Source organism: Mesorhizobium sp. NBSH29 (genome assembly GCF_015500055.1).
Classification (GTDB): domain Bacteria; phylum Pseudomonadota; class Alphaproteobacteria; order Rhizobiales; family Rhizobiaceae; genus Neomesorhizobium.
The window spans coordinates 78,516-103,880 of the sequence record NZ_CP045494.1; the positions used below are offsets into that span (position 1 = coordinate 78,516).

Below are 25,365 nucleotides of genomic sequence, written 5' to 3' on the forward strand. Positions count from 1 at the left end.
TCGGCTGGTCACCGGTTCCCAGGCGCGGGGCTACCAACCCGCTTCTCGCAATGTTGGCAGCTGCCAACATTGAAACATCTCGGGAGTCCGGTCCGCTCCTGGGGTGGGAACAGAGCGGAGGCCGTGTCGGATGAGCAAGAGAACGCAATCGATCCGTTCAATGTTTGCTGCCCCAGAGGAAGCGCCTCCTATCGACAGCAAGCCGGTCGCCCGCGTGACATCGGGAGCGGTTCGGTCGCTGAAGGACACATTCTCGGACGTCGAGCGTCAGTATGAAGCACTCCGCGAGCAGCTTGCCACCGGCACAGTCGCCATCCAGCTCGATCCGGGGACGGTTGATCCTTCGCCATTCGCCGATAGGTTCGCAGAGCAGGATTCCGACGCTGACGCCTCGTTGCGCCAGTCGATCGCCGAGAGCGGCCAGGAAATTCCGATACTCGTGCGCGAACACCCGACCAAGCCAGGGCGCTATCAGTCGGCGTACGGGCATCGCCGAGTTCGCGTAACGCGTTCCCTCGGCATCAGGGTCAAGGCTTATGTCCGCGAACTGTCAGACGCGGACCTTGTTGTCGCGCAGGGAATCGAAAATTCTGCACGCGAGGATCTGAGTTTCATCGAGCGCGCGGCCTTCGCGCTCACGCTGGAAGAGGCCGGGTTTCAGCGCTCCATAACTCAGTCGGCCCTGTCGATTGACCGCGCCGAGGTATCAAAGCTGATTGCGGTCGCGACAGCGGTGCCATCTGACCTGCAAAGGTCCATCGGACGGGCGCCTAAGGTGGGTCGGCCGCGCTGGCTCGCCCTGGCTGACGCGATCGCGGATCCAAAGGTGATGGAACGGATCAGAAAGGCCGCCGAATCGGACGCGTTCTTAGCGGCCCATACGAACGATCGCTTGTCGCTACTTCTCTCTGCAGCGAAGAAACAGAATACGAAAGATGCCGGCACCGATCCGGTCACCGTCAGCAGCGCCGACGGCATTGAGATAGCGCGCGTCTTGCGGACAGCCAAGCGATCGCGCATCGAGCTCACTCACGGCGAGGACGAGGAGTTTGTGGACTTTTTGGTCAGCAAGCTCCCCGATCTTTTCCGATCATACCGCAACGAGAGGGGAGGGACGGGAGAAAACGAATAGCCACGACCAAGCGTAAACGGACCGGCACAGAAAAAAGGCCCCCGAAACAAATTCCGGAAGCCCTTTCTCAATCTTGGCAGGTTGAAAGAATCGCACTTCCGAGAATTACCGTCAAGAGCCTTTCGAGGCTCAGCGCCGTTTCGGCGACCGGACTTCTTTGCCTTAACAAAAGGTAAAGGAAATGCAGACGTATATCTCAACGACGCCCTTCGGGCGGCGGTCCATGACTCTTGGCATGATCACAAGTCAGGTCGCCGCAAAGTCCGCGCCGAAAGGCGCTACTGTCGACAAATGGAAGGTGTTCTATTCCATCCGCGACGCCAAGGAGTTGCTCGGCGCCACAGACCGGTCGCTGACGCTCCTGAATGCCCTTCTGTCGTTTCACCTCGAGCCGCAGCTCTCGGCCAACGGCGACCTCATCGTCTGGCCGTCCAACGAGGCGCTTACGGCCCGTGCCAATGGCATGCCGGCGACGACGCTGCGCCGGCACTTGGCCGTGCTCGTCGACTGCGGCTTGATCGTTCGCCGTGACAGTCCGAACGGCAAGCGGTTCGCGCGCAAGGGCAGGGGAGGGCAGATCGAGCAGGCCTATGGCTTCGATCTGTCGCCGATCATCGCACGCGCCGAAGAGTTTCAGGACTTGGCGGAGGCTATCAGAGCCGAGAAGAGGGCCTTCCATGTCGCCAAGGAACGTCTGACGCTGCTGCGGAGGGACATCGTCAAGCTGATCGAGGCCGGCATTGAGGAGAACGTGCCTGGCAATTGGACCAGCGTACTGCACGCCTACCAGGCGATCGTCGGCCGCCTGCCGCGCTCTGCCCCTCGCCAGCTCGTCGACGATGTCTGTACCGACCTGCACGGTCTCTACACCGAGATCCGCGAGGTATTGGAATCATTCGCAAAACCACACAATCCGGACGCCAATGAGTCCCATAATGGTCGTCACATACAGAATTCAAATCCAGACCCCATTTCTGAATCTGAAAATGGCTTGGGAAATAAAGAAGAAGCGGGCGGCACCGCCGCGGAACACGACAACCTGCGGAGCTTGCCGAAGCGCGAGCTGCCTTTGGGGATCGTGCTGGAAGCCTGCCCTAACCTGCGGGAGCTTGCCCAAGGCGGCGATATCCGCCACTGGCGCGATTTTCTGGCCGCCGCCGAGCTGGCCCGTCCGTTCCTCGGTATCAGCCCCAGCGCCTGGCGCGAAGCCCGCGAGGTCATGGGTCAGCAGCATGCCGCGATTACCCTGGCCGCCATTTACCAGCGGACGGAGCAGATCAACAACGCCGGCGGCTATCTGCGAAGCCTGACCGACCGCGCCCGAGATGGGAAATTCTCCACCTGGCCGATGATCATGGCGTTGGTCCGGGCAAAGCTAGAGGCCGACAAGCCGGCCAGCAGGGCAGGGGGCAAGCCTTCGTCTGGCGACGACGACGGGTCGCCCGACCTTCAGGTCTCTGCATCGCTGCTGAAATCCCTCAAGAGTCCGAAGTTCCGATGATGGCCGGATCAGTGAGCCGTTGCAGCGACGTCCTGCTCGGACTCGATCAATCCGGTTCGGCGAGCCCGATCGATCAGGTTTTTCACCGAGGACGGCGCCCAATTAGAGCCGCCCCGCGGCGTCCTTTCGTGCAGCCGCTCGAGCTGGCCAGCGATCTCGCGCAGCGTGAGACTAGGATTCGAGGCGTGGATACCCGCCACCAGCGTCATCAGACGGTCTTCCGGCAGACGGGGAGGGGACTTTTTGAGCAGGCCGGAGTCGGCGAGGTGCTTGGCAACAAGCCATTTCACCGCCCGGCGCAGCCTTTCCGGCGTCCAGTCGAGACCTCGCTGCTTCAGCACACGGGCAATGTCGTCCCAGGTATGGTCCGGACGCATCCGGCGCACCGTCGGCAGCCACTGGTCGACCGTGGCCTGGATGCGCGCGCCATAAGCCGCCTTCTGGGCCGCCGTCATCGTCGCCAGAGCTTCCGGCCGGCGTTCGCGGACACCTGGATTGCCCGGAAGTCTTCCCTTGGCCTTGGCCGCACGGATTCCTGCCTTGGTGCGCTCAGAGATCAACGCGCGCTCGAGCTGCGCTACTGCGCCGAGGACCTGCAGCGAGAACATTCCCTGGGGTGTAGTCGTGTCGATCGGATCTCGCAGCGAACTAAAATGCGCGCTCTTGGCCGTAAGGTCCTCGATCACCTCGAGCAAATGGCTGACCGAGCGCGCCAGGCGATCGAGGCGCACGACCACGAGCGTGTCGCCGGCGCCTATCTCACGCAGGAGCTTCGATAGGGCAGGGCGGGCGCGAGAGGCACCGGAACCGTGCTCCTCGACGATTGAGTCGCAACCGGCCGCGCGCAGCTCCATTTCCTGAGCCTGGGTCGTTTGCCCGTCCGTGGAGACGCGCGCATAGCCGATCAGCCGGCAGTGTGGTCGACGGGAAGCGCGATTTTTGGGGTCAATGGCCATCTGCAGTGCCTGAGAATGAGTTTTAGGAGCGGTTTTCCAAACACAGAGGATAAGGACAAACGATCCGTTGAAAGCGTCGTTGCCGTGATCCACCGGCATTGACTCTGCCCTGCCAGCATCTCATATATAACCCATTGGGTTATAGGAAGCGCATGCAGACCGTCGCCGAGACACCGTTGTTCATCAAGCAGGCGGCTGAGCTGTTCAGCGATGATGAGCGGAAGGAACTGATCGACTTCCTCGCAGCTAACCCGCAGATCGGTGACGAGATACCCGGCACAGGTGGCGTGCGAAAGGTTCGGTTCGGCGCCAAAGGCAAGGGCAAGCGCGGCGGAGCACGTGTCATCTACTATTGGTACAGCGACGATGCACCAATCTATGCGCTTCTCGCTTACGGCAAGAATGAGAAGGTCGACCTGAAACCCGACGAAGCCAAGGCAGTTGCGGCATTCGCTAAGGCGATCAAGGCAGCTTACAGGAGCAGGACATGAGTGAGATGACAAAATTTGGCGGGGATCTGATCCAGGCCATGTCCGAGGCTCTGGCCCATTCACAGGGCAAGGACGTCCCCGGCATCAAGGTGCACAACGTGGACGTCGGTACGGTCGATGCGAAAGCCGTCCGCAAGAAGCTCGATCTTACCCAGGACGAGATGGCGACGGTGCTGGGCACCAGTCCGTCCGGCTACAAGAAATGGGAACAGGGCAAGCGACAACCAAGCGGCGCTGCGCGAACCTTGCTTCGCATTATGGAAAGAGAGCCGGCAGCCGTGTTGCGTGCCTTGTCTATCGAGGAAGCCTCCTCGGAGGCAAGCAACGCTGCAGCGAACTGAGGGCAGGGGAGGGGGCTCTTTATCGCTCTACAGCCCTGAAGCCTTGGTGAGATTAACCCGGAATCGGTCGCGGCGCCGCTGATATCTGCGCGTCATCTCCGCCGAGGCGTGGCCGAGCTGTTTTTGCACGTAGCGTTCATCGACTTCGGCCGAGGAGGCGAGGCCGGCGCGCAGCGAATGGCCGGCGAACTTTTGCTCCCGCTCGCCTTCGGACAGATCGCCACGCACGCCGGCGGCGAGTGCCGCGCGCTTGACCAGGCGGGCGACCTCTTGGGCGTTCAGCCGCTCGGCGCCAACCGCCTTGCCTTGCCCTGTGACCCGCCGGAATAGCGGACCATGACCTATCCTCGCCAGCTTCAGCCAAGTCTGCAAGGCAACAACCGGGCAAGTGCTGTCGGCCGAGCCGCGGCCGATTTCGACCTCGCGCCAGCCAGTTTTGCCGCGTAGCGTCACCAGTGCCCCCTTGTCCAGAATCTCGATCCAGCCCGAAGAATCCTCTGTTTGGTCGCGGCCGACATCAAGGCCAACGATTTCGGAGCGGCGAAGCCCGCCGGCGAAGCCAAGCAAGAGCATCGCCCGGTCGCGCAGGCCGCGCAGCGCGCCGCGGTCAAGCGTCTCCAGCATGGCGATCATATCCTCGGGGAGGATGGCTTCCTTCTGCGCCGGCGGTTTTGCGTGGCTGTTGCGGATGCCGGCGAGCACCGTGGCGATGTGGCGGTCTTTGCGGTCCAAGGGTTGACCGCGCTGCGTATAATTCCAGCCGAGCGCCGAAAGCCGCCGCTCTATGGTCGATACGGAGTTTGGTTGCTTGTCCCCTGTTACCTTCCCCGAGGCGCAAGCGGTGATGTAGAGGCCAACGGTCTGTGGGTTAGGTGGGAAGACCTCCAGACCCTGGCGGCGTGCCCAGGCGCTAAAATGCTTCCAGTCGGCGGTGTAGGCGCGGCGGGTGTTGGCCGAGCTCGCCGCCTCGACATAGTCGCGCGCCCGATCGGCCAGACGCTCGAGATGGCGGGACAGTCGCTGCCCTGAGGCGGCGGACGGGACAGGGGAGGGGAGTGCCACCTGGTCTTCGGCGTTGCGGCCCATGGCCTCGACAATGTCGATGATGTCCGGCAGATCCGCATCAAGGCCGTCAGCAGCCTCTGATATGTCGGCCGACAACCGTGTTGTCGCAACATCATCCTGCGCCCTCGCGCTGTGGGACGATCCATCGCCCTTCAGAGCGTCACTTTCGGGGTTCTGATCGATGTTTTGCGCCATTCATACTATAGAGAACAAAACGAACGATAATGCAACATTATCAGTCGTTATTTGTCCACGACAGGCTGTGCGTTTTTGTGCGGCGATGATGGTATAAAGCGCACGGTCGATTTATCATCCATTTCATGATTCGTGCCGAGCCATTGCCTGCTGCCTCGCCGTCGCCGCCACGCGTGCCAGCCTGGGCGTTGCCGGCCGGACCGGTCGAACACGAAACCGATGCCGCTTTCTTTGTCGGCGCAGCCCTGAATTCGCTCGACTTTTCTGTTAGCTCCGAGCCGACATGGGCCGGCGCCTGGCGCCAGCGGCTCGCCCTGAAATGCGCCGCCGCGGCCGTGCGCCTCGCCGGCCGCTCCGAGGACGAGGCCGCGCTGCGCGATGCTTGGTATCTGCGTCCTGCCGACGGCGATCCCGGTCCCGCCGGCAGAATTCTGGCCGCATGGCGGCAGCTGGCATCGCGCCCGCCGGCAATCGACGCCGAAAGAGTGGCCGAGGTGGTCGAACTGCTTGGCCTGCGCTGGGATGACGGTTTTGCCGATCTTCCGGGGGCAGTTGACGATCTGATCCGCTCCGGTCGGCCGGCGCCATTTGCCGTCGCGGCAGTCGCCAGCCGTATTGTTTCGGTGTCGCCGGGAGCGGAATTGCTGGCCTGGTGGTGTGCCGATCTGGTGCTAGCGCAAAAACTGCGTTGGCTCCGGCCGGTGCCGCTGTTGATGGCCAAGGTATTTTCCCCAGCCTTCCGAACCAGTGACGATCGGGGCAAGCGGATTCGGCCGGGAGAGCAAAAGGAATTTGAAAGGGCGGTGTGCCTGGCGCTGGCGCAGGGCGCGGATGACGCCTTGCGGCTGGCCGCAGACCTGTCGCGGCGCGCCGGGCGGCTTGCGGCGGTGGTGCCAAAGCTGCGCGCCAAGGGGGCAGGGGAGGTGGTCAAAAAACTGCTCGACGATGATGCTGTGCCCGGCTCGCTGACCACCAAAACCCTGTCGCGGTTCGGGGCGCGGCGTCTGTTCGAGCGGCTGCAAACATTCGAGGCAGTACGGGAGCTGTCCGGTCGCGACTCCTTCCGGCTGTTTGGGCTGTAACCATGGCCGGATCTGCCGCACGCAAAGGGCCAATTGGCCAGCCGGCGCTGCTCGACACCGAGCTCGAGCACCTGCCGCCGGAACTGCGCTGGCGTGAATGGATGGGCCGGGTCGAAGCGGTGATCTTTGCCGCCAGCGCGCCCGCGACTCGTGAGACTCTGGCGCGCGTCGTCGGCAAGACCTGCAACATCGAGCTGATCATCGACGACATCCGCGCCGAGCTCGCCGGCCGGCCCTACGAGCTGGTCTCGGTCGCCGGCGGCTGGCAGCACCGGACCAAAAAGGCGTTTGGTGACGTCATCCGCACCGCCTCAGGCCAGGCAGAGAGCTTACGGGCACTGTCGCAATCGGAAGGATTGGTGTTGATGTGCATCGCCTATTTCCAGCCAATCACGCGCAGCGAACTCTCTTCGTTCTTCGGCAAGGAGGTGTCGCGCGACCTGATCGGGGTTCTCCGCTCGCAGGATCTTATTGCGTCCGGGCCACGCTCACCGCAGCCGGGAGCGCCCTATACCTATGTGACGACGAAGGCGTTTTTATCCCACTTTGGCTTCGACACGCTGCGCGATTTGCCGGATTTCGAGGCGCTCGAGGATGCCGGGTTGTTGTCGAAGGACAAAATGCTGGCAGGGGATATCCCCTTTGGATTGGCTGGCGGGGGAGACGTAGACGATTGCGACATCGCCTGACGATCTAACTCAAAGCCCAGCAGTTATTGCTGCCGGCAGGGCGCTCTTGGCCTCATTGGCGAACTCAGACTACGCAAGATGAGGGCAGGACGGCTTCGCGCGTGCGGAATTTTATATGATCAATCGCTGTTGCCTGCAGCACTCGCGAGCTTTACGCAATTATCGAACTTGGCGAACTTGCATTCTGTCTCAACATTGACGGAAACCGGTGGTTGTCGTCATGGCCGGTGCAAAGCGCAGCAATCATAGCGTGACCGCGTCGGATGTGGGAGTCGTGTTCTTAAGCTTCACAACAGATCTACCGGCACAGGCTGGCCCAAGGGCCTCCGGTGTGTAAGAACTCAAGGCAAGCGGCGATCCGGCTGCATTTTCAGCTCGCATCGATCCGCCGGTATTGGCGAGTGACCCGAGTCGTGCTTGCCTCACTTGCCCTGTCATTCGACATCATGCGTCGCTGCAGCCGCTGAGTGAGGGACCGCTCGAAATGCTCGGCAGAACCGTAGCGTCATTCGATGAAGGAATCATCATGCCCCTGAGTCCCCAACAAGCACGGGTCTGCGCCGCGAGTACGATTGACTTTTCAGGTCTCTCGGCCCTGTTTATCAATACCTCGCTCAAGAGATCGTCGGGCGACAGTCACACACGGCTGCTGTTGGGCGTGGCCGGCGACATGATGCAACGCGCCGGTGTCTTGGTCGAACACATCCATATGCTCGATCACATCATTCCGCCCGGCGTGCAGCCCGACATGCAGGAGCATGGCTGGGACCGCGACGACTGGCCAAAGCTGTGGGACAAGGTCAGGGCCGCAGACATTCTCGTCATCGGTACGCCGATTTGGCTCGGCGAGGAAAGCTCGGTCTGCCGGGTGCTTATCGAGCGCCTCTACGGCATGTCGGGACTGCTCAACGACAAGGGGCAATCAATCTATTACGGCAAGGTCGCGGGCAGCGTCGTCACCGGCAATGAGGACGGGATCAAGCACGCCGCCATGACCATCAGCTACGCCCTGTCGCATCTCGGCTACACCATCCCGCCTCAGGCCGATTGCGGCTGGATCGGGGAGGCCGGGCCGGGCCCATCCTACGGCGACGAGAGTGACGACGGCACCCGCGCCGGCTTCGACAATGACTTCACCCAACGCAATACGACGATCATGACGTGGAACCTGATGCATTTGGCGCGCATGCTGAAGGCATCGGGCGGCTACGACAATCATGGCAATGACCGCAACGCCTGGAAAGCCGGGTGCCACTTTGGCTTCGAAAACCCCGACTACCGGTCGTAAGCCAGACACGTGCCGGTCCCTTCGCCTCGTTGGAAAGAAACGCATTCGGGCAAGGATGCCTGTCAAGGAAAAGGTTATGGAAAAGGTTAGAAGCCATGACCCACCTTACTTCAGGTCTCCTGGCCGAATTTGTCGCTACCGCCGTGTTGTCCGTCCTGATGGTCGGCAAGTCGATGATGGGCATCATGCCTGAGCTCGATGTCATCGCCATGCTGAGTGACATGATGCGCGCGCCGCTCGCCGCGGGCTGGATCGTGCATTTTGTGATTGGAACCATCTTTTGGGGCGGGGGCTTCGCGATCCTCTACGATAAGATCCCCAGTGCCAGCGCTGTAAAGAAAGGCATCGTCTTCGGTATCGTCGCCTGGCTGCTCATGATGATCCTGATCATGCCGATGGCAGATGCGAGACTGTTCGGGATGTCGCTCGGTATCATGGCCCCTGTGATGACACTTGTGCTCCATCTCGTTTTTGGCGCAGTTCTCGGTGGTGTCTACGTGGCACGCGCACGTGCCATACTCAGCTGAACCAATCCCGGTTGCGACAGACTTCGTTCTCCGCAACCGGGTGATCGCAAACCGGAGGGCGCCATGCAAACCGAACGCATCACATTCCAGGGCCATTCCGGTGACACTCTCGCGGCGCGGCTCGATCTACCTGACGGCCCCGTCCGTGCCAGCGCGATTTTCGCGCACTGTTTCACCTGCTCCAAAGATATCCCAGCCGCGCGCCGCATCGCTGCGCGGCTGGCGATGCAAGGCATCGCGGTCCTCCGGTTCGACTTCACCGGGCTGGGTCATTCAGAAGGCGAGTTTGCCAACACACATTTCACCTCGAATGTCGCCGATCTCAGGTGTGCGGCGGACTATCTGGCGAACCGCGAAATGCCTCCAAAGTTGCTGATCGGCCATTCGCTGGGCGGGGCCGCGGTCATCAAGGTTGCGCCCGACATCAAAGGGTTGCGCGCTGTCGTCACCATAGGCGCCCCCTTCGAACCGGCGCATGTCTCGAACAATTTCGGCGCCAAACTTGATGAGATCAAGGAAAACGGCATTGCCACGGTCACTCTGGCTGGTCGCGATTTCATGATCCGCAAAGACTTTCTTGACGACATCTCCACCGCCAGCCTGCAATCGTCGCTGGCGCATCTTGGCGCGGCTCTGCTGGTGCTGCACGCGCCGCGCGACGCCACCGTCGGGATCGAAAACGCCAGCGAGATTTTCCTGGCGGCCCGGCACCCCAAGAGCTTCGTCACGCTGGACGACGCCGATCACCTGATCACAGACGAGGCGGACGCGACTTACGCAGCAGACATTATCGCGACGTGGTCTTCTCGATATACTGGCGATGCCAAGGCTGCAGATGCCTCGTCAGTTCCCACCGGCGTCGTGCGCGTCAGCGAACATGACCTGGCTGGGTTCAGGCAAGACATTTTCATTGGTGGGCGCCACCAATTGCTCGCGGATGAACCAGTGGAAGTTGGGGGCATGGATACCGGACCGACCCCCTATGAGTTCCTGTCCGCGGGTCTTGGCGCCTGCACTGCGATGACCATCCGACTCTATGCACGTCGCAAAGCCATCCAGCTGACCCATGTGGCGATCGACGTTAGGCACGACCGAGACCACCGGAAAGATTGCGAGGACTGCGACAAGAGCACGCGCAAGATCGATAGGTTCAGACGGACCGTCCGGCTGCAAGGCGACCTTTCCGATGACCAGAAGGCCGCCTTGTTGCGTATTGCCGACAAATGTCCGGTGCACCGTACGCTTGTCGAGACGAGTGCAGTGGAAACGACACTGGAAGAATAGATTGCGCCGACAATTCCTATTCCTTGCACTATAGGCTGGACGGTGACGAGGCCTAGCAGAGCAGGGCAAAACCGCCGTCGCCCGCGGCGGCAGCCGGACCCCGCAGCATGCGACAAACCAGGCGGCGGCTATATCGGTGCAGCAAGACGGAGGGTGCGTCCAAAGCTCGATCCGTTCATCGCCGTCATCGATCAGATCATGAAGGAAGACGGCGAACAGCCGAGGAAGCAGCGCCACACCATGAAGGGGATATTCGAGGTGCTGCGTGACGAACATGGCTTTGTTGTCTTCAAATCGGTGTCGCAAAATCTCGCCGACACGCCGCATGGTCACTCTCTCCGCCGGCATCTGGTTCCTCCTCCGGACAAGCCAAAGAAGCGAACCTGAACGCATCAACAGACCCTGCCCACCGCCCCGAAATAGGGGGCGGCATCATCTCGGAACCAGGGGGCGACATCCCTCGGAATCAGCAAGAAGACCGAGGGATGAACGGATGCGAACATTTGTAACGTTCGCATCCCCCGCTCCCGTATTCGGAATGGTTGGTGCGAATTCTCCGCTCTCCGATGCGGAGTTCACGCAGCGCCGCCCCATACGATCGCAGACGATCCGTCACGATCTCATCAGCGGGGCCATGCCGCTTCTTGGTTTTCTTCAGGAGTTTCAATGCAGGTTTCTGTCCCGCGGCTTCGTCACGAAGCTCTCGAGAACTTCGCCTCCGTGATCGACAGCCCGCCAGAGGTAGTGCCGCTGGCCGTTGATCTTCACGAAAACCTCGTCCAACTGCCACCGCCACGTGCTTGATCGCATCCCCCTCCCGCCGCTTTCGGATCTCCGCGACAAACATTGGCCCGAACCGGTGCCACCAGAACCAAACCGTCTTGTGGCAGATGTCGATGCCCCGCTCGTGCAGCAGGTCCTCCCCGTTCCGAAGCGAAAGTGAAAATGGATATACAGCATCACGACCAGGCGGATGATCCTCGGGGCTCGTCTTGAAACAACGAAACGGTGTGCCTCGACAATGGCCGAAAGCCCTCAAGATCAAGGTTCATGGCAAGCACTTTCAGCGTCCGAAGAGCGTCACCTTCTTTTGGTCGTCGATCATGGCGGCGACGATGCCAACGATCGTCAGGCCATTGCTGAGCACGGCAGAGGCAAGCGCATCATTGCCGGTTATCGATTTCCGAAGCTTATCAATGGCTGCTGCGTTTTCGGCCATTGACGTGTTGAGTACCGCCGAATTTGAGCCGCCAAGCAAGATGGAAATGTCGCGAACGTCGACGTGTTTGGGTTCGACAGTCTCAAGGTCCTTGGCCGTCTGCGCGGAACGCGAGATTGCTTCGACAAGGTCGGCAATATCGTAGGCAGAATTCTCTATCTGGGACGACGCAGGCGCGTCCGAACGGCCGCGTCCGCTTTGCTGTTGCGGAACGTCTGAGGGAGGTATGACGATGATCGTGCCGCCTGGGGGAGCCGGTTCGACGATCTCCCCATCACCAACTTTCGGCGGAGCCAAGACCCCGTTGCAGTCGTTCAGCTGTTCGCTAAGCGATTTGTCGTCGGGAGACGCCGCCGGATTTGCGGCGCAAGGGTTTGTTTCTGGCTTTGTTGTCTGTGCAACTGACGCGCCGCAAATGACGCACAAAGAGGCAGCAGAAGCGAGGGTGAGAATTCGAGGTCTCATGGATCACCTGTTTCGTTTCGGCGTACTGCTACAGATGATTTTTACGCCAGCGGACGGGAGGTCTAACGCTAACCGCCCGTGATGAGAATGGTTCCGGCCTCACGCACGGCCTGCCGTATGCAAGCGTCGAAGCCTGATCCCAAATGATACCCATAGCTATGGCAACGTTTCGCGATTTCAGGGGTTGAGTGGTCACCAAGTCCCACGATTGAATTGGAGGAAGTCAATGTCGGCAGGACAAAAGAGCGGAACTGGCGCAATGGATGAACTCGACGACGATAAAGTCAGAAAGAACGACATCCTCAGCAACCGGGACAAGGCTCAACGTCAACCTGGGCAAAGCATGGATGGTACCGGCCTTCAGATCGATGAATATAAAGATATTCCGACAAATAGGCGCCCAAAGAGCGAAGAATCTTTGGGAAACGACGAAACAGATGCGACAGAGGAGAACGGTATGCCGGCGACTGAAGCTGATGAATCAGACTCGACCGACCCTTCGCAGCAGGTAGACCGACCTGGCTTTGATCTGGGAGGGTCAACGGGAAAGACTCATGCGGGTCGAGGCTTGGGGTTGTGAACTGACGCAAAGGAGGATGGTAAAGGGCAACGGCTGCCGAGATAGCGCACTGCTGCGAGTCTCACCCGACATGACGGCGCGGAGTATCAGGAAACATCAGTGTGGAGGACCCGCCCGGGCAGTCGCCGCCGCAGAAAGAAGGGAGATCAGAATGAGCTATGCGCGCTTTGGAGCGATGATTTTCACATCGACCATTGTGATGTTCGTGCTTATGTATATTAATACTTATGCGCTCGACCACGTGTTCTTTAGTCAAACTCGTGCATGGATGGCTTTGCTCATGGGCGCGACCATGTCGGCAATCATGCTGGCATTCATGCTGAAAATGTATTCAAACAAAGGCGCCAACTTTGCCATCTTCGTCGGAGCCGCTGCCGCTTTTGCTGTTTCGCTGTGGCTCGTCCGGAGCCAAGAGACCGTTTCCGATGTTTCGTACATGAGAGCTATGATTCCGCATCATTCGATTGCCATTCTCACCAGCGAGCGAGCCAATATGTCCGACCCGCGCGTCAGGAAGCTCGCGGATGAGATCGTCGGCGCACAGCGCCGGGAAATCGATGAAATGAAGGCGCTCATTCAGGATCTTGGCGACAGGAACTAAGAATCGCCTCCCGTGCGCCAAACCTGAGATCGCGGATCGGCCATGTTACCCTTGAGCGGAACGGTTCGGAGTCTAATGCCAAGGTGAGACGTCAAGGTGATCGGTGACCGGCAGGACTGAGGTGAGTCCACAGGCCAATGAGTTCTACCCTGCTGGTGAATCCGGCATCCATGACCACAAAAATAGGAGACGACGGTATGCCGAAATCCGTTCCCCATCACGCGCTTGTCGTCGTGGCTGACGGCCATGGAGCCATCCTCCTCCGCAACGAAGGGCCAGCAGGGGACGTGTCGCTGCGCGAGGAGCGGCGGCTTTCGCCCAAGAATTTGCGTGACGAGGGGCCTTCCGGCTCACGTCCCCCGGAGCAGACGCCGCTGCATCGCCAGACTCGCACACCATCAATCCGACGGGAATCTAACCCGGAACTCTTCCTGCGCAAGATCCACTAGTTCCGCGGAGGCCCCTGGAACAGGGCATCGTTCTGCTTGCGCCACGCGTCGTCCGAGAGCCAGGAATAGTCCTGGTCGGGCATGAGAGGCACATCCCTCATCTCTCTCTCCGGGATACGAAGATAAAAGCTCTCGCGCCCTTGTGAGATCTGCAGCGATCGCAGTGGGACGACAATGCTGTCCTTACCCACTGTGAAAAACCCACCCGAAGCGACAACGACATAATCCTCGCGATCCTTGGTGCCTATAACGACATTGCGGACCTCCCCAATGATCTTGTCATCGGAACTTCGGACCTCGGCCCCCAGTATCTCGTCGGCCCGTAATCCTGGGCCGAGCTCGTCAATGTCGATGAGAGGTTTTGCGTCTGCATCCTCGCGCCGGCCGATCACTGCTCCGCCTCGCTCAAGCATTGGCTCTCGCGCTGCAAACTGCTGATCTGCTTCGTCTTCGTCGTTGTCTCCCAAGTTTCCCATTGACGGCGACGCAATGAGGTCGCGAATACTGGCCAGAACTCGCTCGCAATCATCATGGCGGGCGTAGGACCAAAGGATGAAAGCGGAGTCGCGGAGGGCTCGAAGGTCGCGAACCATCTGGCGGTTGGCGCCATCCCGAAGCTCAGGCTTCTGTAGAATCGCCTCCTCCAGTTTCGCGTCTGAGATGTTGCATTCTGCACGGGCAGGGAGAGCTGAAATGATCAGAACGCTTGCCGCGAGAACAATCTTTGCCTGTCGGTTCACCTTCGCTCCTTTGTGTGAGAGCCTGCGGGAGTGCCAGATTGCGCAAGTTGGACGCCCGACCTTGCGCGAAGCTTGCCCGGATTCCGGATAAATCAGCAAGCCCCATCAGACCAGGCCGCTTACCTGGTCAAAAAACCGGCCCGCCGCAGCGGTTCTCGGGCCTAATTGGTAGTATTCGATCTGCTACAATTCGAAGCCGAGATCGCCATTTCCTCGACGCCATGCAACGGCTGTTGCGCCCGACTGATCGAAGACCGTGCCGGTCATCATGCGTTGTCCTATGCTAGTAGTGTGCTGGACATCACACCCGCATCGCCACCTGGGCGGCCGAGCGCACGATTTTCTCGGAAACCCTGGCCGAAAATGTCCTTCCCGTAGATCGAGCGAAGGCGGGCTTCCTTCGACGCTTCCATGCGTTTCCGCTTGTTTCCCAGTCAAGGATTCCGGGCGATAGGACCGTCATCCTATTGAGGAACGCCGACATAATTCTCGCCCTTCAAGAGTTTGGCCAGATGAACGGCATTCGAGACGGCCATTTCTATCATGCCAGCCACCTTCTTCGGCGCGGACGGCAAGTCGACGTAATTGATATTTCCCATCGCCTCGCCAACCCAGTAGACGCCACAGTTGGCGGGGATCGTATAGCCAACATCGTTCAGCGATTGGAAGCACGCAGCGTGGCAGGCGTGCGCGCCATCTTCGTTGCCGACGATGGCGACAATTGCCACCTTGCCAGCAGCAGGCATGCGACCGAGGTCATCTGTTTCGGACAGAAACGCATCCATTCGCTCGAGCACACGCTTGGCGACGCTCGATGGCTGTCCATCCAGATCGGCAGGCCCAGAAGCAGGATATCTGCTGCCAGGATTTGCGCGCGCAACTTTGGCCAATCGCCGTTGCCTTCATCTGACAATACGCCCGGTTTTACGTTATGGTCGGCAACGCGAACCGGACCCCCGAAAATAACGTCATACGGCTTCAGCGCCGCAATCAGATCGCTCAGGATTTTGTCAGTCGATGATTTCTCATTGGCATGAGACGGCTTGAGCGAACAATTGAGCGCGAATGCAGTCAGCGACATCGGGAAACTCCGCATCGTGAGATAATGAAGATAGATTTGACCCGCCATAGCAAAGGCGGCACTCGCAACACCTGGACTTGTGGCGCAACGCATTCCGCAACGAATCCGTTGCACCGGCACCGCAGAGAACTCTCAAGGCGACATCAGTTTTTGTTCGTCTCCCGCACATTTTGTCGTCGAATGACCCCGCAGAACCTTGGACAGGGCTGAGCGGCGAACCGCGCCGCGCGAGCAACGCTACGGGTGCCATTGTCAGACCTTACGAAATCGACTTCCGCATAATGATCGGGGACGAACTGAAATGGATTCTCAGACTGCACTGGGTGATGACGCGGCATGGTCCGGTGGATTATGGTCGGTATCTTCATCGATGTAACCGGTCGCAAGCAGGCGGAGGGCCGTGCGAGATGAGCCATCGCGTCAAGAACCCGTTGAGCATTGCCTCCGGCCTTACCCAAGAAGCGCTCTGAGCGCCGGCTCGAATGGTTTGTGACTTTCCATCGCGCCGAACCAGCCGCGAAAGTTGCCCGCGACGCAACGGAACGACCGAAGGCCGAACGCCGGCTCGTCCGTTGCGTTACACGCGCGTGCGTGTAACAGTCACACGGCAGGCCGCTGGGCATTGTCTCGTGGCTACGTTGCATTGGAGAACTCTCGATGAGGTCCAGTAGATTGTGCGGGTGATGCGTCCATGACCGGAGAATCGCACAGCGAAGGCGATCGCCCGGGGCGCAAGCCCAAGGCGAGAACGGATGACGCGCGAGAGGCAGCGGGCCGCGTGGCCGAAACCGCGGCAGTTCCGGTTATCGGCATCGGCGCGTCGGCCGGCGGCATCGAGGCGCTGGGCCTTTTCTTCGACGCGATGCCGACAGACTGCGGCTGCGCCTTCGTAGTGGTGTTGCATCTCGATCCCAAGCGCGAAAGCGCGTTGGCGCGCGTCCTGGGCGCCCGCACGGCCATGCCGGTCGTTCAGGTCAAGGACGGCATGCGGCTTGCGCCCGACCACGTTTATGTGATCGCGCCCGATTCCGACCTGACGGTTCGTGAAGGCGCGCTGCACATGGCCAAGCCGGTCGCGCCGCGCGGCCACGGTCATCCCGTCGATGTTCTGTTCTCCTCGCTTGCTAAGGACCAGCGTGAACGGGCGATCGCCATCGTGCTGTCCGGCACGGGAAGCAACGGCACCGAGGGGCTGAAGGAGATCCGGGCGGAGGGTGGCATGAGCCTCGTGCAGGCGCCCGAGACCGCCAAATTCGACGGCATGCCGAGGAGCGCGATTTCGGCGGGCATGGCCGATCACATCCTCGCGCCGGAAAAGATGCCGGAGATCCTGCTGGCCTACATCCGCCACGATTACATTTCGGCGCCCGTCGATGCCGAGATCGCCTCGCCGGGTGGCCAGGCGACGCTCGATCATGTTCTGGATCTGTTGCGCGCGCGCGGCGGACACGATTTTCGCGGTTACAAGCACGCGACGCTTTTGCGGCGCGTTCACCGGCGTCTTGGCCTGAGAAACATCGAAACGCTAGACGAATATATCGACGAATTGCGCGCCAGTCCGGATGAAGCCGCCACGCTGGTCAGGGACCTCATGATAAGCGTCTCGGGATTTTTGCGCGACACCGACGCATGGAAGACGCTTGCCGAACTGGTGATTGCGCCGATGGTGGCCGAGCGCGAGACAGGCGCCTCGATCCGCGTCTGGGTGCCGGCCTGCTCCACGGGCGAGGAAGCCTATTCCGTCGCTATGCTGGTCAACGAACTTGCCGAGGCGGCCGAAAAGCGGTTCGAACTAAAGGTATTCGCGACCGACGCCCAGGAAGGTAATCTGCGCAAGGCGCGCGATGGCATTTATCCAGCCGCCGCCGTGGCGGGCTTTCCATCGACCCGTCTGAAGCGCTTTTTCGAAAAGCTCGACGGGTCCTTCCAAGTCAGCAAGGAGCTTCGCGAAATGGTTGTGTTCGCGCCGCAGAACCTGCTGCGCGATCCGCCGTTTTCAAGACTCGACCTGGTTTCGTGCCGTAATGTCCTCATCTATCTCGAAGCTGACGCGCAGCAACGGATCATCGCGCTCTGTCATTTCGCGCTGCTCCCTGGCGGGCATCTCCTTCTCGGCAATGCCGAGACGATCGGACGGCACGAAGACCTGTTCGAGACGGTGTCGAAGAAATGGCGGATATACCGAAGGCTCGGGCCGACCCGGCACGACCTCGTCGACTATCCGCCGCCGCGCGGCCCCGCTGAACCCCGAACGAGGGAGAAACCGTCGCTGTCTCCCGAGGCGAGCGCACCGGCCGCCGAACTGGCGCGGCGCGCGCTCCTGGAGCGCTACGCTCCGGCCTCGGTGCTGATCGACCAGAAGGGCCGCGTTCTCTATTTCCACGGCACTACCAGGGACTATCTGGAACACCCGGCGGGTGAGCCGACCAGGGATCTGCTGACCATGGCGCGCGACGGAATGGCCGCCAGGCTGCGCGCCGCGATCCGCGAAGCGTCGAAAGAAAACCGAAGCGTAACCGTCAACGCCCGGATCAGGGAGACGGGCCGATCCGTCGACATGACTGTTGCGCCGTTGCCCGCCTCGTCTCAGGGGGGCGGCTTTATACTCGTCAGCTTCGCGCCGGCCTTGGCGCAGTCCAATCCCGCCCTCCCGGCCGCTGTTCGCGACGACGCTGGAGAGGGGTCGTCCTCCGAACGCGCCCTTGTCGACGAATTGAAGGCGACCCGCGCCGAACTGCAGAACACCATCGAGTATCAGGAAACCACCAACGAGGAGTTGAAGGCTTCGAACGAGGAAGCCACCTCCATGAACGAGGAGCTTCAATCCACCAATGAGGAACTGGAGACCTCGAAGGAGGAACTGCAATCGTTCAACGAGGAACTGAACACCGTCAACAGTCAGCTTCAGCACAAGATCGGAGAGCTTGAAAGCACCACCAACCACCTCGACAATCTGCTGGCCGGATCGGAGACGGCGACCCTTTTCCTGGATACCGGGTTCCGCATCACATGGTTCGCCCCGGCGATGAAGGATTTGTTCGATTTCGTCCCGTCCGACATCGGTCGGCCGATCGCTCATTTCGCCCGCAAATTCGCCGACGAGAATCTGTTGCGGGATGCCGAGACGGTGCTAAAAAAGCTTACTGCCATCGAGGCCGAAGTGCCCACCGATGCGGGCCGCTGGTATGTTCGCCGCGTGCTTCCCTATCGCACGCAGGACAACCGCATCGCAGGCGTCGTCGTTACGTTCAACGACATCACTGACCGAAAACGCGCCGCCGATGCGATCAACGATGCTCGCGTCTATTCCGAAACCATAGTGCGGACGGTTCAGCATCCCCTGATCGTTCTGGACAAGAATTTGCGTGTCCAAACCGCCAACAAGGCTTTCCGCGAACTATTCGCTGTTTTTGACGAAGAACCCAAAGGGCATATTATCTTTGAACTTGGAACCGGCGAGTGGAATAACCCGCCTCTGCGGCCCCTTCTGGATAGAGTTATTTCGGCGGACGAGGATATCCACAACTTCGAAATCGAGCAGGATTTCCATCTGACCGGACTACGATCGATGCTGCTCACTGCGAGCAAGTTGCCACAAGAAGGAGGCCGTGACGCCCTGATCCTGCTTGCCATCGAGGACATCACCGAGCGCAAGCGTTTCGAGGAGCATCGCGAAATCCTGGTTGGCGAACTCAATCATCGCATCAAGAATGTCATGGCGACGGTGCAGGCGATCGCATCGCAGACGCTGGGCAGCGCTGCTTCGATAGACGAAGCCCGCGCCGCCTTCGGGTCGCGGCTTGTCGCGCTGGGCAAGGCGCACGACCTGCTGACCCGCGAAAACTGGGCAGGCGCGGATCTGGTCGATGTCGTCTCGGACACATTGGAGCCGCTTGCCGGGGGATCGAACCGCTTCCGGATCGACGGTCCCAGCCTGCGGCTCGCGCCAGGCCCGGCGCTCTCCATTGCCATGGCCATCCATGAATTAGCCACGAACGCCGCGAAATACGGCGCGCTCTCGACCGGGGAAGGCCAAGTCGATATCGCCTGGCGCCTCGACGGTCAGGACGAGGATCGGCGGCTATACTTGCGCTGGACCGAGCGAGGCGGGCCGCCTGTCACCGCGCCGACGCGCAAGGGTTTCGGCACCCGCCTGGTCCAGCGGGTGCTGGCTACGGAACTGGGCGGCAAGGTGAGCGTTGCCTACGAGACGTCCGGTGTCGTTTGCACCATCGATGCGCCGATGCCAGAGGGGGAAAGGACGAAACAGGTTGACCGACCAGACACCGAAGCGGGTGCTGATCGTCGAGGATGAAGTCCTGCTCGCGATGTATCTGGAGGATTTGCTGACCGACCTCGGGCATGAAGTGGTCGGTCAAGCCACGCGTATCGACGAAGCCATGACGCTTGCTCGCGAAAGCGACATCGACTTTGCGATTCTGGATATCAATGTCGCCGGCACGAAGTCCTTTCCAGTAGCCGACATACTGCGGCAGCGCAGCATTCCGTTTGCGTTTGCAAGCGGATACGGGGCCGAGGGTTTTCCCGACGGATATCGCGACGAACCGGCATTGCGCAAACCATACGCACAAGAAGATCTGCAACGAACCATCGCGCGGGTTTTCGCGGATCGCCCGCCGGTATAATGCTGTATCTGGCTGAATTTCGAAAGGGGAAGCGGTCGGCGGCCTATTCCGCGAGTGGGGCCGAACCATTGGATGCCGACGCGACGCGTCTTACGCTCTCCGGCGTCAGCCAGTTCTGCTCTACGAGGTCTCGGAGCTTGTAGGCACGATCCAGCGCCTGCCTGCTCGCCGCGTGCCAGTCGGCGGAGAGGGCGTGTTCCGCGGACCGGGTGTGATCGGCCATCTGAAGGCAGAATTCGGCCCGCTCGTTGAGGAACCGCACCGCGGCGCGCATGACTTTTTCCATTTCCTCGAACTGCGCCCCCGCCATGATCTCGGCGGTATAACTATGCCCGATGTGACAGCCGAATTTGATGATTGAACCGACCTCGAATTTTTTCAGCGCGCCGCCACATTCGGGGCAGGTGACCGTCAAAGGCCGCTCGAATGTTCTGGCGTCGGTCAACTCGGGACTTTGCCCGGAATCCGGTTGAGAAGAGGATATCGGCATGGCTGGATCCTTTCCGTCCTTTCCGTTGACCAGTTCTATCAGCAATTTGGGCATTTCCGCGAGCGGCGGGCAGTAATCGAGCGCGACGTGCGCGGCCGCGCTTCTCGGCATGTCCGGATAAGCGGCGTCGTCGGGAGCCTGGGCAATCGCGATGCCGCCGCGCCGCTTGATTTCAAGCAGGCCGAGCGTGCCGTCGTTCAGATTGCCAGTCAGGATCACGCCCAGCGCGTCGGTGCCATAGTGCTCCGCCGCGCTGCGGAACAGCGGGTCGATGGCCGGCCGCGCGCAGTTTTCCTTGGGACCACGCAACAGGCGCAGCCGCCCGTCGGCGACGATCATATGGCGATCCGGCGGAGCCACATAGATGCGGCCAGGATGGATCGTTTCGCCATCTTCGGCATGTTTTGCGGGAAGCGGGCCGGCGGAATTCAAAAGTTCCGGCAATTCGCTTCGATGGGCGCCGATATGCAGCACCACCAAAACAGGGGCGGGAAACGTATTCGGCAGCGCAGCGGCGAGAAAGCGCAACGCACCTACTCCGCCTGCGGATGCGCCGATGACGATGATTGAGGAAGATGCCATGAGAGCCTTCGGGGCTGGCCGGATCGGAATCACAGATCAACGCATTCGACCCAGAAAAGTTCGAGAGGACAGCGTCCGGCTGCCTTTGTCGCCGTTACGGATGACCTCAGCAACGCATGCGCAGCGAGATTCATCGCCACATGAGCTAAGTTGCGCCGGCTGCGTGGTCCACCTTGGCAAACACCCGGGCACCAGCCTCCTCGACCGCGGCTGTCGGCCGTTTCGGGGACAGAGCCGGGACTTCCCTTATGATCCAGTCAGAAGCTGCGAGCCCCGCCGACGCCATCGGACCGGCTCAACCCGTCACCGTTTCGTTTTCGACACGGGCAACAGGGCGCGAGCAAGATCAGGGCTTACATAGCCCGCCGATCCGGCTATCCGGCTATCCTCGCGCGCCTTCGGCGGCCGTGTTCTCGCGCGCCTTCCACAACGAGTAGCCGAGAACCGTTCCGAAGAAGAACGTATGCGCAATGAACTGCGCGATCGGGTTTGCCTCAAGAAACCAGGGAAATGCCATCGGAGCGATGACGTAGAAATTGACGAGCCATAAAACGAGCCCGAACAGGCTGCCCAGTCCTACATGGGCCATCTGGCCCCGTAGCGTGCTGGCGGCGATCGCTCCGAAGATCATTCCATACACGATGGAAAGCACCATGTGGACAATCACGCCTACCGACCCGGCTGTCAGGAGCGAATAGCCGGGATCGAGGGCAGCCGGGCCGATTACGATGGCGCCGATCATCCGCAAGGGCATGAAGAATGCGCCAATCCCCATGAGGAAAGCGCTCGCCATCATTTCGAATGCCGCAGTTAGGATGCCGGCGACTATGCCCCAGAGCGCTCCTTGGCGAAGGCCTCACTTCATGTCCCGTGGCGTCGCCGCCGTATGAACGCGGTTATCTAAAGCCATGGTGAACTCCTCCAGGCCGCAATCGGCAGCATTATTCGCAAGTCGCCGCCGCCGCGAAGGTTCCGTAGTCCGAAGGAGCGTCACGGCGAATTGATCAATGGCGATGGGTAGGCTATTAGGCGGTTGTGTTGCAAATTTTTTGGAAGGCAAGAGGCAGCTTTCCGCTGGACGGATTTCAGGTGGCGATTGCCTCGAATTGTTCATTGAGGGCAGGCGCTGGGTTGAAGGCGAAGCGGCCCTGCCGCTTGCGCATCATATGAACCATCTCGATGCCGGCCAGCGTGACGGCTGCCGTCGCGAAGGACTTGAAGCCCAGCATCGGCCGCACCCGCCGCTTGATACGTCGATGATCCTGCTCGATCCGATTGTTGAGGTATTGGCTTTTGCGAATGCGGATCGCTTTCAATGCTCGTTGCGACCGATCCAGCAAACGGCTTTCGGCATCGCAGGAGATGATCGCCTCCCGGTTGGTCTGACTGCCGTCGATGACAATGCGGTCCGGTCGGCCGTGACGATGCAAAGCGTTGCGCAGAAAGCGTTTCGCCGCCGGCAGATCACGATGTTCGCTGAACCAGAATTCGACGGTGTCGCCAACGCTGTCGATGGCGCGATAGAAATACATCCACTGGCCGCGAACCTTGATGTACGTTTCGTCCATATGCCATTTGCTGCCGACGGATCGCTTTCGGCGATTGAACCGCTTGAGCAGAACGGGCGAAAAGTGGACCACCCAGCGATGGATCGTCGAGTGATCAATACTGATGCCGCGCTCAGCCATCATCTCCTTCAAATCCCGCAAGCTCAAGCCGTAAGCCAGATACCAGCGAACGCACAGCAGGATCATTGATCGGTCGAAATGGCGGCCTTTAAACATCAAACGGTCTCCTCAAGGCGAGACCTCGTCATACCAGACCCGAATTACCGCAACGTTTGCAACACAACCGGTCTGTGAGGAAGGCATCGAAGATAGGCCTAGCCTTCCTCGGCGCTATCGATCGTTCGAAAGAAGAGAGCGCCTTCGCGAATCCAGATCGGAGGTACAATTCGGGCGACCATGTCCCAAAATCTGCGTCTATGGCCCCGTGAAAGCGCGGCGGCTAGCCCACGTGCTTAGCCTGACAAGGGCCTAAAATTCCGCCGATTGTTCGGCGAGAGTGAGCAGGTCTAGCGCGGAATCGGCCGCGCGGGGTTTTGGGTGTCACGCATTTGAGAGGGAGTTTTGTTTCAAAGTCGGTCCAAGGCGAACATAATCGGACGGCCACTCTCTATACCAAACAGACCTCTCCTCCAGCGCCCCCATCCATCATGCTGCTGTTGAGTTATTCGTCCCTCTACGACGGTGGTGGACGCGGACGGAGCGCTCAAGAGATGGGGATATTCCGGTCGGATCGGTGAGCGGGGAGGGCTACGGCGGAGGGGAAGAACCACTGGCCGACGTTGTTGAGGACCGAGTGTCTTGAGCGGGTCGCTGCCGCGTTGAGCCCTTAGCGACGGGCGGCAATTCACGATCAGGACGACTTGTCGTGTGGCAGCCGATGATCGGGGTCATGAACCGCGATGCTATCGCGACAAGATTAGTTGGAAATATCACCAGATTGATGCCGCCGGCATGACGGAGCGACGAAAATGCAAGATCTGGCTACACCGTATCTGCGACCCGGTTGGCCACCACGCGATCCAGAAGTTCGGCAAAGCGGTTATTATCCTGAGCCATCTTCCAGAAATTCACGAAACGGCAGACGAACTGAACATTGCCGATCGAATAGTGGCCATAGCTGTCAATCCGATCCGGAGAAACGAGCATATCGCTATCGCAATCGTCCTGGCCATGCAGATGCATCGCAATGCCAGTGATAGCGCATTTCCCCTTCTGCTGCTCGTAGAGGTTGGCAAGATGAGCCTTCATCTCGGCTTCGGAACAATGGAGTTCCTCGTTCTTCAAGGTCTTGAAGACCTTCTGGCCATTCGAATTCGCAACCGCGCCCGTGATCGAGAGCATGAGATTTGCGAGAGTGAGCTCATGCAGCGATACGCTCGATCCGCGGCGCCGATCCGCCGGCGGCGCTCTACTACGCCTCGCGTGATCGCAGGCACGAACATCCCGAGGATCACCTCAAGGGCTGGCGGGGCATCCTGCAGGCCGACGCCTATGGCGGCTACAACGGCCTCTACGAGCCGGCGCGCAAGGCGGGAGCGGTCACCTCGGCGCTCTGTTGGGCGCATGCCCGCCGCGGCTTCTTCGAACTCGCTGACATCTCCGCCTTGGCACGGCGCGGGCCATCCGCCGCGCCCGTCTCGCCGATTGCGCTGGAAGCGGTGACGCGTATCGACGCGCTGTTCGCCATCGAGCGCGCGATAAACGGCTTGAGCGCCGAGGACCGTCGGTGCGTCCGACAGGAACAGTCCAGGCCACTCACCGATGACCTGCACGCGTGGCTGCAGGAGAAGCGCACCACGCTGTCGCGTTCGTCGTCGGTCGCCAAGCCGATCGACTACATGCTTAAGCGCTGGAGCCGCTTCGCCGGCTTCCTCGACGACGGTCACATCTGCCTGACAAACAATGCCGCAGAGCGCAGCCTGCGTGGCTTTGCCCTCGGCAGGAAAGCCTGGCTCTTCGCCGGCTCCGACCGCAGCGCCGATCGTGCAGCCGCCATCGCGACGCTCATCGCCACCGCGAAACTGAACGACGTCGATCCACAGGCCTGGCTCGCCGACGCGCTCGCCCACATCGCGGGGACGCCGAGAGTCGATTGTCCGAGCTACTGCCCTGGCACTGGCGTGTCGGCACGGCCCAGAACCGCGCAGCCGCCTGATCAGACGGCCGTGGTCGTCCAACGCCGTCAGCCCGCGGCCCTCGCCGGAGGTATACGATCGGCCTGCACGGAGTTTTCCTGGGAAGGACAAGACAACAATGACCCCGCCTGCGGTCGCGGATGGGCCACCATCGGTACCGCCGGCCGCCTCGTCGGGCACTTCTACATCCATAACGGCGACGATTCAGGCTTCGTCTGCGCGCGCAACGGACTTCCTCAACTAGTGGTGGCACGAATC

General features: G+C 60.5%; 23 protein-coding genes and 3 pseudogenes. 16 read left to right on the forward strand and 10 right to left on the reverse strand.

Features of this window, described 5'->3' with window-relative positions:
- Window positions 1–130: 130 nt before the first annotated feature.
- Together repB and repC are read left to right on the forward strand one after the other, a co-directional pair.
- Window positions 131–1,132, forward strand: a complete 1,002-nt coding sequence (gene repB, locus GA830_RS18920; protein ID WP_195165186.1) for a plasmid partitioning protein RepB — start codon at window positions 131–133, stop codon at window positions 1,130–1,132.
- A gap of 181 nt (window positions 1,133–1,313) precedes the next feature.
- Window positions 1,314–2,633, forward strand: a complete 1,320-nt coding sequence (gene repC, locus GA830_RS18925; protein ID WP_195165187.1) for a plasmid replication protein RepC — start codon at window positions 1,314–1,316, stop codon at window positions 2,631–2,633.
- Window positions 2,634–2,641: 8 nt separating this feature from the next.
- Here repC and GA830_RS18930 read toward each other — a convergent pair whose 3' ends face one another.
- Window positions 2,642–3,589: a recombinase family protein gene (locus GA830_RS18930; RefSeq protein WP_195165207.1), complete on the reverse strand. Its 948-nt coding sequence runs from the start codon at window positions 3,587–3,589 to the stop codon at window positions 2,642–2,644.
- Window positions 3,590–3,741: 152 nt separating this feature from the next.
- On the opposite strand from GA830_RS18930, the gene GA830_RS18935 reads away from it, so the two are divergent.
- Complete coding sequence (locus GA830_RS18935; RefSeq protein WP_195165188.1) at window positions 3,742–4,080, forward strand: type II toxin-antitoxin system RelE/ParE family toxin; 339 nt, start codon at window positions 3,742–3,744, stop codon at window positions 4,078–4,080.
- A complete protein-coding gene (locus GA830_RS18940; RefSeq protein ID WP_195165189.1) occupies window positions 4,077–4,421 on the forward strand; it encodes a helix-turn-helix domain-containing protein in 345 nt (114 codons plus the stop codon). Before GA830_RS18935 ends, GA830_RS18940 begins: the two co-directional genes overlap by 4 nt.
- Before the next feature lie 27 nt (window positions 4,422–4,448).
- Here GA830_RS18940 and GA830_RS18945 read toward each other — a convergent pair whose 3' ends face one another.
- A complete protein-coding gene (locus GA830_RS18945) occupies window positions 4,449–5,681 on the reverse strand; it encodes a site-specific integrase (protein ID WP_195165190.1) in 1,233 nt (410 codons plus the stop codon).
- Between the two features lie 125 nt (window positions 5,682–5,806).
- Here GA830_RS18945 and GA830_RS18950 point away from each other — a divergent pair, with 125 nt between their 5' ends.
- The 6 genes from GA830_RS18950 to GA830_RS18975 all read left to right on the forward strand — a co-directional run bounded on the left by GA830_RS18950 (window position 5,807) and on the right by GA830_RS18975 (window position 10,938).
- Window positions 5,807–6,763 (forward strand): DUF1403 family protein, encoded by a 957-nt coding sequence (locus GA830_RS18950; RefSeq protein ID WP_195165069.1) that lies wholly within the window; start codon window positions 5,807–5,809, stop codon window positions 6,761–6,763.
- Between the two features lie 2 nt (window positions 6,764–6,765).
- Entirely contained in the window at window positions 6,766–7,452 is a 687-nt protein-coding gene (scpB, locus tag GA830_RS18955) for an SMC-Scp complex subunit ScpB (RefSeq protein ID WP_195165070.1), read from the forward strand.
- 526 nt (window positions 7,453–7,978) lie between these two features.
- The gene (locus tag GA830_RS18960) at window positions 7,979–8,740 is read left to right on the forward strand and encodes a flavodoxin family protein (RefSeq protein WP_195165071.1); all 762 of its coding nucleotides are present in this window, start codon (window positions 7,979–7,981) and stop codon (window positions 8,738–8,740) included.
- Between the two features lie 95 nt (window positions 8,741–8,835).
- A complete protein-coding gene (locus tag GA830_RS18965) occupies window positions 8,836–9,267 on the forward strand; it encodes a DUF6789 family protein (RefSeq protein WP_195165072.1) in 432 nt (143 codons plus the stop codon).
- 63 nt (window positions 9,268–9,330) lie between these two features.
- The gene (locus GA830_RS18970; RefSeq protein ID WP_195165073.1) at window positions 9,331–10,551 is read left to right on the forward strand and encodes a bifunctional alpha/beta hydrolase/OsmC family protein; all 1,221 of its coding nucleotides are present in this window, start codon (window positions 9,331–9,333) and stop codon (window positions 10,549–10,551) included.
- Window positions 10,552–10,704: 153 nt separating this feature from the next.
- Entirely contained in the window at window positions 10,705–10,938 is a 234-nt protein-coding gene (locus GA830_RS18975) for a hypothetical protein (RefSeq protein ID WP_195165074.1), read from the forward strand.
- A 5-nt stretch (window positions 10,939–10,943) separates the two neighbouring features.
- Here the strand turns inward: GA830_RS18975 and GA830_RS18980 are convergent.
- Together GA830_RS18980 and GA830_RS18985 are read right to left on the reverse strand one after the other, a co-directional pair.
- Window positions 10,944–11,590, reverse strand: a pseudogene (locus GA830_RS18980) (IS6 family transposase).
- 24 nt (window positions 11,591–11,614) lie between these two features.
- Complete coding sequence (locus GA830_RS18985) at window positions 11,615–12,067, reverse strand: hypothetical protein (protein ID WP_195165075.1); 453 nt, start codon at window positions 12,065–12,067, stop codon at window positions 11,615–11,617.
- A gap of 427 nt (window positions 12,068–12,494) precedes the next feature.
- Here GA830_RS18985 and GA830_RS18990 point away from each other — a divergent pair, with 427 nt between their 5' ends.
- The 3 genes from GA830_RS18990 to GA830_RS19000 all read left to right on the forward strand — a co-directional run bounded on the left by GA830_RS18990 (window position 12,495) and on the right by GA830_RS19000 (window position 13,865).
- On the forward strand, window positions 12,495–12,815 hold the full coding sequence (locus GA830_RS18990; protein WP_258045712.1) for a hypothetical protein: 321 nt from the start codon (window positions 12,495–12,497) through the stop codon (window positions 12,813–12,815).
- Between the two features lie 151 nt (window positions 12,816–12,966).
- Window positions 12,967–13,416, forward strand: coding sequence for a DUF305 domain-containing protein (locus GA830_RS18995; protein ID WP_195165077.1), 450 nt, complete (start codon window positions 12,967–12,969; stop codon window positions 13,414–13,416).
- 197 nt (window positions 13,417–13,613) lie between these two features.
- Window positions 13,614–13,865 carry a host attachment family protein gene (locus GA830_RS19000; RefSeq protein WP_219732947.1) on the forward strand — a complete coding sequence of 84 codons (252 nt, stop codon included), beginning with the start codon at window positions 13,614–13,616 and terminating at the stop codon, window positions 13,863–13,865.
- Here GA830_RS19000 and GA830_RS19005 read toward each other — a convergent pair.
- Complete coding sequence (locus tag GA830_RS19005; protein WP_195165191.1) at window positions 13,862–14,605, reverse strand: PRC-barrel domain-containing protein; 744 nt, start codon at window positions 14,603–14,605, stop codon at window positions 13,862–13,864. The two genes, GA830_RS19000 and GA830_RS19005, sit on opposite strands and share 4 nt — an antisense overlap.
- 464 nt (window positions 14,606–15,069) lie before the next feature.
- Window positions 15,070–15,686: pseudogene (locus GA830_RS19010) on the reverse strand (flavodoxin family protein).
- 691 nt (window positions 15,687–16,377) lie between these two features.
- Here GA830_RS19010 and GA830_RS19015 point away from each other — a divergent pair.
- Both GA830_RS19015 and GA830_RS19020 read left to right on the forward strand, forming a co-directional pair.
- Window positions 16,378–20,001, forward strand: a complete 3,624-nt coding sequence (locus GA830_RS19015; RefSeq protein WP_195165192.1) for a chemotaxis protein CheB — start codon at window positions 16,378–16,380, stop codon at window positions 19,999–20,001.
- The gene (locus tag GA830_RS19020; RefSeq protein WP_374939338.1) at window positions 19,958–20,332 is read left to right on the forward strand and encodes a response regulator; all 375 of its coding nucleotides are present in this window, start codon (window positions 19,958–19,960) and stop codon (window positions 20,330–20,332) included. Before GA830_RS19015 ends, GA830_RS19020 begins: the two co-directional genes overlap by 44 nt.
- A gap of 43 nt (window positions 20,333–20,375) precedes the next feature.
- Here GA830_RS19020 and GA830_RS19025 read toward each other — a convergent pair whose 3' ends face one another.
- From GA830_RS19025 to GA830_RS19040, 4 genes are all read right to left on the reverse strand, one after another.
- Window positions 20,376–21,404, reverse strand: coding sequence for a chemotaxis protein CheB (locus tag GA830_RS19025; protein ID WP_258045713.1), 1,029 nt, complete (start codon window positions 21,402–21,404; stop codon window positions 20,376–20,378).
- Between the two features lie 382 nt (window positions 21,405–21,786).
- Entirely contained in the window at window positions 21,787–22,200 is a 414-nt protein-coding gene (locus tag GA830_RS19030; RefSeq protein ID WP_258045731.1) for a hypothetical protein, read from the reverse strand.
- Window positions 22,201–22,489: 289 nt separating this feature from the next.
- Window positions 22,490–23,188: an IS6 family transposase gene (locus tag GA830_RS19035; RefSeq protein WP_195165193.1), complete on the reverse strand. Its 699-nt coding sequence runs from the start codon at window positions 23,186–23,188 to the stop codon at window positions 22,490–22,492.
- 765 nt (window positions 23,189–23,953) lie between these two features.
- The gene (locus tag GA830_RS19040; RefSeq protein WP_195165194.1) at window positions 23,954–24,313 is read right to left on the reverse strand and encodes a hypothetical protein; all 360 of its coding nucleotides are present in this window, start codon (window positions 24,311–24,313) and stop codon (window positions 23,954–23,956) included.
- 32 nt (window positions 24,314–24,345) lie between these two features.
- Between GA830_RS19040 and tnpC the strand changes: the two are divergent.
- Window positions 24,346–25,127: pseudogene (tnpC, locus tag GA830_RS19045) on the forward strand (IS66 family transposase); the annotation flags it as partial.
- Between the last annotated feature and the right edge of the window lie 238 nt (window positions 25,128–25,365).

Bases quoted from the DNA above. Each gene is read 5' to 3' on its own strand.
- GA830_RS19030 (WP_258045731.1), bottom strand. From the start codon at position 22,200: ATGATGGCGAGCGCTTTCCTCATGGGGATTGGCGCATTCTTCATGCCC.
- GA830_RS19025 (WP_258045713.1), bottom strand. From the start codon at position 21,404: ATGGCATCTTCCTCAATCATCGTCATCGGCGCATCCGCAGGCGGAGTA.
- GA830_RS18940 (WP_195165189.1), top strand. From the start codon at position 4,077: ATGAGTGAGATGACAAAATTTGGCGGGGATCTGATCCAGGCCATGTCC.
- repC (WP_195165187.1), top strand. From the start codon at position 1,314: ATGCAGACGTATATCTCAACGACGCCCTTCGGGCGGCGGTCCATGACT.
- GA830_RS19035 (WP_195165193.1), bottom strand. From the start codon at position 23,188: ATGTTTAAAGGCCGCCATTTCGACCGATCAATGATCCTGCTGTGCGTT.
- GA830_RS18960 (WP_195165071.1), top strand. From the start codon at position 7,979: ATGCCCCTGAGTCCCCAACAAGCACGGGTCTGCGCCGCGAGTACGATT.
- GA830_RS18965 (WP_195165072.1), top strand. From the start codon at position 8,836: ATGACCCACCTTACTTCAGGTCTCCTGGCCGAATTTGTCGCTACCGCC.
- GA830_RS19000 (WP_219732947.1), top strand. From the start codon at position 13,614: ATGCCGAAATCCGTTCCCCATCACGCGCTTGTCGTCGTGGCTGACGGC.
- GA830_RS18935 (WP_195165188.1), top strand. From the start codon at position 3,742: ATGCAGACCGTCGCCGAGACACCGTTGTTCATCAAGCAGGCGGCTGAG.
- repB (WP_195165186.1), top strand. From the start codon at position 131: ATGAGCAAGAGAACGCAATCGATCCGTTCAATGTTTGCTGCCCCAGAG.
- GA830_RS18970 (WP_195165073.1), top strand. From the start codon at position 9,331: ATGCAAACCGAACGCATCACATTCCAGGGCCATTCCGGTGACACTCTC.
- GA830_RS18990 (WP_258045712.1), top strand. From the start codon at position 12,495: ATGGATGAACTCGACGACGATAAAGTCAGAAAGAACGACATCCTCAGC.
- scpB (WP_195165070.1), top strand. From the start codon at position 6,766: ATGGCCGGATCTGCCGCACGCAAAGGGCCAATTGGCCAGCCGGCGCTG.
- GA830_RS18945 (WP_195165190.1), bottom strand. From the start codon at position 5,681: ATGGCGCAAAACATCGATCAGAACCCCGAAAGTGACGCTCTGAAGGGC.
- GA830_RS19015 (WP_195165192.1), top strand. From the start codon at position 16,378: ATGACCGGAGAATCGCACAGCGAAGGCGATCGCCCGGGGCGCAAGCCC.
- GA830_RS18995 (WP_195165077.1), top strand. From the start codon at position 12,967: ATGAGCTATGCGCGCTTTGGAGCGATGATTTTCACATCGACCATTGTG.
- GA830_RS19040 (WP_195165194.1), bottom strand. From the start codon at position 24,313: ATGCTCTCGATCACGGGCGCGGTTGCGAATTCGAATGGCCAGAAGGTC.
- GA830_RS18930 (WP_195165207.1), bottom strand. From the start codon at position 3,589: ATGGCCATTGACCCCAAAAATCGCGCTTCCCGTCGACCACACTGCCGG.
- GA830_RS18950 (WP_195165069.1), top strand. From the start codon at position 5,807: ATGATTCGTGCCGAGCCATTGCCTGCTGCCTCGCCGTCGCCGCCACGC.